This is a genomic window from Halorhodospira abdelmalekii, from assembly GCF_016583625.1.
Classification (GTDB): Bacteria; Pseudomonadota; Gammaproteobacteria; order Nitrococcales; family Halorhodospiraceae; genus Halorhodospira; species Halorhodospira abdelmalekii.
This window is the reverse complement of the sequence record NZ_NRRN01000092.1, coordinates 1-4,608: the sequence shown is the minus strand read 5'-3', so window position 1 is coordinate 4,608 and position 4,608 is coordinate 1. Positions and strand designations below refer to the sequence as shown.

Genomic DNA, 4,608 nt, shown 5'->3' with positions numbered 1-4,608 from the left:
GAGGGATAGCGCATCGTGCGCAGCACGATTACGCGGCCCGGCTCGCGTCCTCCTCTCTAGGTTTGGGTTGAAGGGTATAGCCGTAGCCATCGGCCCGTTGCAGCAAGCGGCAGTAGCGGTGTGAAATACCCTGGACTACGCCCTGTCGAGTCTGGATGTTGAAACTACCGGTGGCGCGGACGGCCACCCGGCCCTGATAGGTACCGGCCTTCTTGCCGGTTGGTACATCAGCCTGAACCAGATCCCCGGTCTGAAAGCCCTGCACCTGCTTGGTTTGCATCAGATAGCCACGCGGAAAGCCAAACACGGAAATTCTCGACCCGATGAGTCGGGTGAATCCTGCCCAGTAAGGGCTCTGCCTCAGCCAGAGGACACCGGCCAGCCCGAGCACCAGCAGGCCACCCAAGCCCCAAAGCGTGATACGCAGCACACGTCTTCCGAGCGTCATCGGCTCCTCTCCCGAGCTTTTTATTCAACGCAGAGCATCTTGCCTGCGGCTCTGGGTCCGCGCAACCTCGGTTGCCTTCGCCTACCTAACCGGTGCCTGGACATGGCCAACTTGCTGCAGCGCCTTGTCATCGTGGTCGTCTGCCATCCGCGGCCAAACCACGAGCCCCATGTCCGGCAGTTCAATCGACGCAGCGGTGCCCGAACCGGTGCGTGCCGCTTGCCCGACCGTGTAGTTCGCTTACTCTGTACCGTCTTCTCCCCGCTAGGTATGCCATTTGCCGCACGGAGTTGGCGAGCGTCTCACCGTGGGAATGACGGCGCGCGCCCTCAACAGCACGACCGAGCGCGTACATGCGGTCATGCAGCAGTTGGGTGCAGTCGCTGCGCAGTTAGCGCAAGCAGTAGAGCAGATGCGCGCCCTCGCTGAGCAGTCGACGCTACAGACAGGCAGTGACAACGCCAAGAGCGGGCAGCAGGCGGTACGGGCGACGAGCGATGCCAACCAGAGCACTGCCGGCGGAGTGCGGCAGACGCAGCAGATGGTCGGCGACTTAAAGGGGCGCGCTGAAAATATCGGCACCATTGTCGAGACGATCAACTCCATCTCTGAGCAGACCAACCTATTGGCGCTCAACGCTGCGATCGAGGCAGCGCGCGCTGGTGCACAAGGGCGCGGCTTTTCGGTGGTTGCTGAGGAGGTCCGCAAGCTGGCACAGCGCACCAATCAAGCGACCGGCGAGATTCAGCAGATTGTCGAGGCGTTGCAGCACGGCGCTGACGCCGCCGATCAGGCGATGCACGACAGTGTGCAGCGGGCAGAGCAGGGCATTGAGCATGCCGATCAGGCAGCGAATGCGCTCAATTCGATTTTAGCGTCGATTGAGGAGATCGATGCGATGACGGTGCAGATCGCCGCCGCAGCGGAGCAGCAAAGTCAGGTAGCCAATGAGATCAACCAGTCGATTAATCAGGTGAACGACGGCGCCCGTGAGAGTGCTCAGCAGGCCGAGCAGCTGCGCGGCGCCGCGCAGAGCCTGGAGGATTTGGCAGCGCAGGTGCGCGGCATTGTCGGGCAGTTCCGGCTGTGACGGCAGCCGCTACGAGTGGCACGAAGGCCATGTTGAGAACCGCCCCCACGTGACATAACGCGCACCCAATGGATATGGCTCATACAATCGCCAAAGGTCGCGGCCCCTGCGGAGGTGGAAACAGCTCATTCAACTCAGCGCGCTGTTGGTCGGTAAAAGAGACCTCTAGAGCTCCCCGGTTCTCCGCGACTCGCCGCGGTGATCGCGTTTTCGGAATCACTATGACGTCCTTCTGATCAAGCAGCCAAGCTAGAGCTGCTTGGGCCGCTGTCATCCCGTAGCGTTCTGCGAACCCCGCTAGGCGCGGGTCTTGTAAGAGATTGCCTTGTCCGAGAGGGCAATAGGCCATCACAGGTATGCCCCTTTCTCTTAGCAACGGCTGGATATTCCACTCGATACCGCGCTCGTTAAGGTGGTAGAGGAGCTGATTAGTAGCGCAATCTTGGCCTCCGGGAGCCTGCCAGAGCGCCCGTATATCGTCGGCATCCAGGTTGCTGACGCCCCAATAGCGGATCTTGCCGGCGCGTTGCAGGTCCTGGAAGCCGGCCACAGTATTCGCGAGCGGTTCTCCCCCGCGCCAGTGCAGCAGGTAAAGGTCGAGATGGTCTGTGCCCAGACGGCTCAGGCTGCGCTCACAGGCGCTAATAACGCCGGCTTGGCTAGCGTTCCACGGGAACACCTTGCTGATCAAAAAGACCTCTGCCCGCCGTCCAGCGATCGCTTGAGCCACAACACGTTCAGCCCCGCCGTCACCGTACATCTCGGCGGTGTCGATGAGGCTGAGCCCTTCATCCAATCCGGCCTTGAGTGCTGCCACCTCATCGGTGCGCTCGCTGCTGCGCTCACCCATATGCCAGGTACCTTGACCGAGGGCCGGTACTTGCTCGCCGCTGGGTAGAATTACACTCTGTTGCATGGGTGTCCCTTCTAGTCTGGCTACAACTACTCATTCCGGGGATGGTGACCGCTGATTCGGCGGTGAATAAAGGGCGCGGTTGCCATCAGCCGGGCCTCGCAAAGCTCACTGCACGGTTACTCGGTGGTTACTCAGCATAGATCATCCGTCGCGTCATGCCGCCGTCTGCTGCCCAGGATTGCCCGGTGATGAAGCCCGCCTCAGCGCTGAGTAGAAAGGCGGTGAGTGCAGCGATGTCCGCCGGAGTGCCCACCCTGCCGACCGGATGCTGGGCGTGATCGGCTGCGGTCAGCGGTTCGGCGCGTTGTGTTGCCGGCGGGCGTGTATCGATCCAGCCTGGATGGATGCAGTTGACCCGCACCTGCGGCCCGGCGGAGATGGCAAGGGCGTGGGTGAAGGCCTCTAGGCCACCCTTGGTGGCGGCGTAGGCCTCGGTGTGGGGCTCCGATTGCCAGGCGCGAGAGGAGCCGATATTCACGATCGCCCCGCGTTGGGCACGGAGCATGGGCAGGGCGTGCTTGCAGAGCAGGAAGGCTCCGGTGAGATTGGTATCGAGGTACGCTTGCCACTGGTCCAAACGGAGTGTTTCGACTGGCTGATGGCCGGGATCACTGATGGCGGCGTTGTTGACGAGCCCATCGAGCCTGCCATGGGCTAGCTGCGCCTCGTTTACCGCCTGCTCAATACTGCGCTCGTCGCGCACATCCAAGGCGATCGCTGTAGCTTGGGGACCGATACGCTCTGCAGCGATCCGGCACCCCGCCTCGTCGAGATCGCCCATGATCACATGCCAGCCGTCACCGGCCAGGCGCTGCGCGATGCCGTAGCCGATCCCGCGGGCCGCACCCGTAACCAGGCAGACCGGATGCTCACTCATGGTGCCCTCTCTCCCTTACTAAACTTTGCGTAAGTAAAGCCAGTCCAAGTGGGTGGGGCGGGGTCGCTCATCCTAGCTGGTGTGCATCCGCTCGGCTAGATTGGCCTGGGTCAGTCCCGCCCGGGTCCGCGCCAGCAAAAGCCAAAGCTCCGTGCGCTCAAGCGGTTTGTGAAGGTAGGCATCGCAGCCGATGCCGAAACACTCTTGCTGAAAGTGCTCGAGTGCATGGGCAGTGACCAGTGCGATCGGTGTGCGCGGCAACTCGTGCTCTGCCTCCTGTGCCCGGATCTGACGCAGAGCCTCACGGCCATCCATTTCGGGCATTTGTAGATCGAGCAGGATGAGGTCGGGTCTCGATTCCTGCCAGTGTTCAATCGCCTCGCGGCCGTTCTCCACGCAGCTGATCTTCGTGCATCCGGCCTGTTCAAGCAGATTTCGCACAAGCAGGGCGTTAATGGGCTTATCCTCGGCGACGAGCACCTGTAGGCCAGCACCGACCGGCGCCCCTGTATCCACCTTGCCCACTTTGGATGGGGGTGCCGATGCAGCCGGTGCGACAGTCGCCAAGGCCGGCGGCATCGCCACTGTAAAGCGAAACCTCGATCCGTGGCCGGGTTCGCTTTCGACCGAGATGCGCCCTCCCATGAGTTCCACCAGCTCTTTGCAGATCTTCAACCCGAGGCCGCTGCCCTCGTGGCGCGCCAGGACGGGTCCGGCCTGGCGAAAGGCGTCAAAGATGTGGGGTTGATCCTCCTCGGGGATGCCGGCTCCGGTGTCTGTGACGGTGAAGAGAAGGTCTCCCTCGGATGAGCCGCGCTCAACATGAACGTCGATGCTGCCGGCCTCGGTAAAGCGCAGCGCGTTGCTGATCAGGTTGTAGAGCACTTGACCGAGACGCACCGGGTCACCGTGGATGCGGCACGGGAGTTCTGTGCTCAGAGACCATTCCAAGCGCAGGCCTTTCTGCTCGGCCAGCGGCGCGAGAAGCCCCAGCTGATTATCCATAAACAGGTGCAGATCAAAATCCTCCTCGCGCAGCTCAACCCGTCCGGCTTCCAGCCGCGAGAGTTCCAGGACGGTATCGATGAGTCCGAGCAGTGTCCGGGCACCGGCCTGGCATAGCTGTACATAATGATGTTGCTGTGGATCGAGGTCGGAGTGCGCCAACTGATCGTGGAAACCGCAGATGGCATTGAGCGGTGTGCGCAGGTCGTGGCTGACCGCGGCGAGGAACATCCTTTGATCGTCGAGTGTGCGCTGGCGCGCCTCTTCCACAG

Annotated in this window: 5 protein-coding genes; 1 reads left to right on the top strand and 4 read right to left on the bottom strand. The window is 62.1% G+C overall.

Annotation, left to right across the window (positions count from 1 at the left end; translation table 11 throughout):
• Positions 1 to 28: 28 nt before the first annotated feature.
• Positions 29 to 448: a hypothetical protein gene (locus tag CKO15_RS13295; protein WP_242464802.1), complete on the bottom strand. Its 420-nt coding sequence runs from the start codon at positions 446 to 448 to the stop codon at positions 29 to 31.
• 313 nt (positions 449 to 761) lie between these two features.
• Between CKO15_RS13295 and CKO15_RS13290 the strand changes: the two genes are divergently transcribed.
• Entirely contained in the window at positions 762 to 1,538 is a 777-nt protein-coding gene (locus tag CKO15_RS13290) for a methyl-accepting chemotaxis protein (protein WP_242464803.1), read from the top strand.
• A gap of 79 nt (positions 1,539 to 1,617) precedes the next feature.
• On the opposite strand, the gene CKO15_RS13285 is transcribed toward CKO15_RS13290, so the two are convergent.
• From CKO15_RS13285 to CKO15_RS13275, 3 genes are all read right to left on the bottom strand, one after another.
• Positions 1,618 to 2,454: an aldo/keto reductase gene (locus tag CKO15_RS13285; protein WP_200197190.1), complete on the bottom strand. Its 837-nt coding sequence runs from the start codon at positions 2,452 to 2,454 to the stop codon at positions 1,618 to 1,620.
• A gap of 127 nt (positions 2,455 to 2,581) precedes the next feature.
• The gene (locus CKO15_RS13280; RefSeq protein ID WP_200197183.1) at positions 2,582 to 3,331 is read right to left on the bottom strand and encodes an SDR family oxidoreductase; all 750 of its coding nucleotides are present in this window, start codon (positions 3,329 to 3,331) and stop codon (positions 2,582 to 2,584) included.
• A gap of 72 nt (positions 3,332 to 3,403) precedes the next feature.
• Positions 3,404 to 4,608: ATP-binding protein (locus CKO15_RS13275; RefSeq protein WP_200197181.1), on the bottom strand; the 1,205-nt coding region annotated here is incomplete at its 5' end.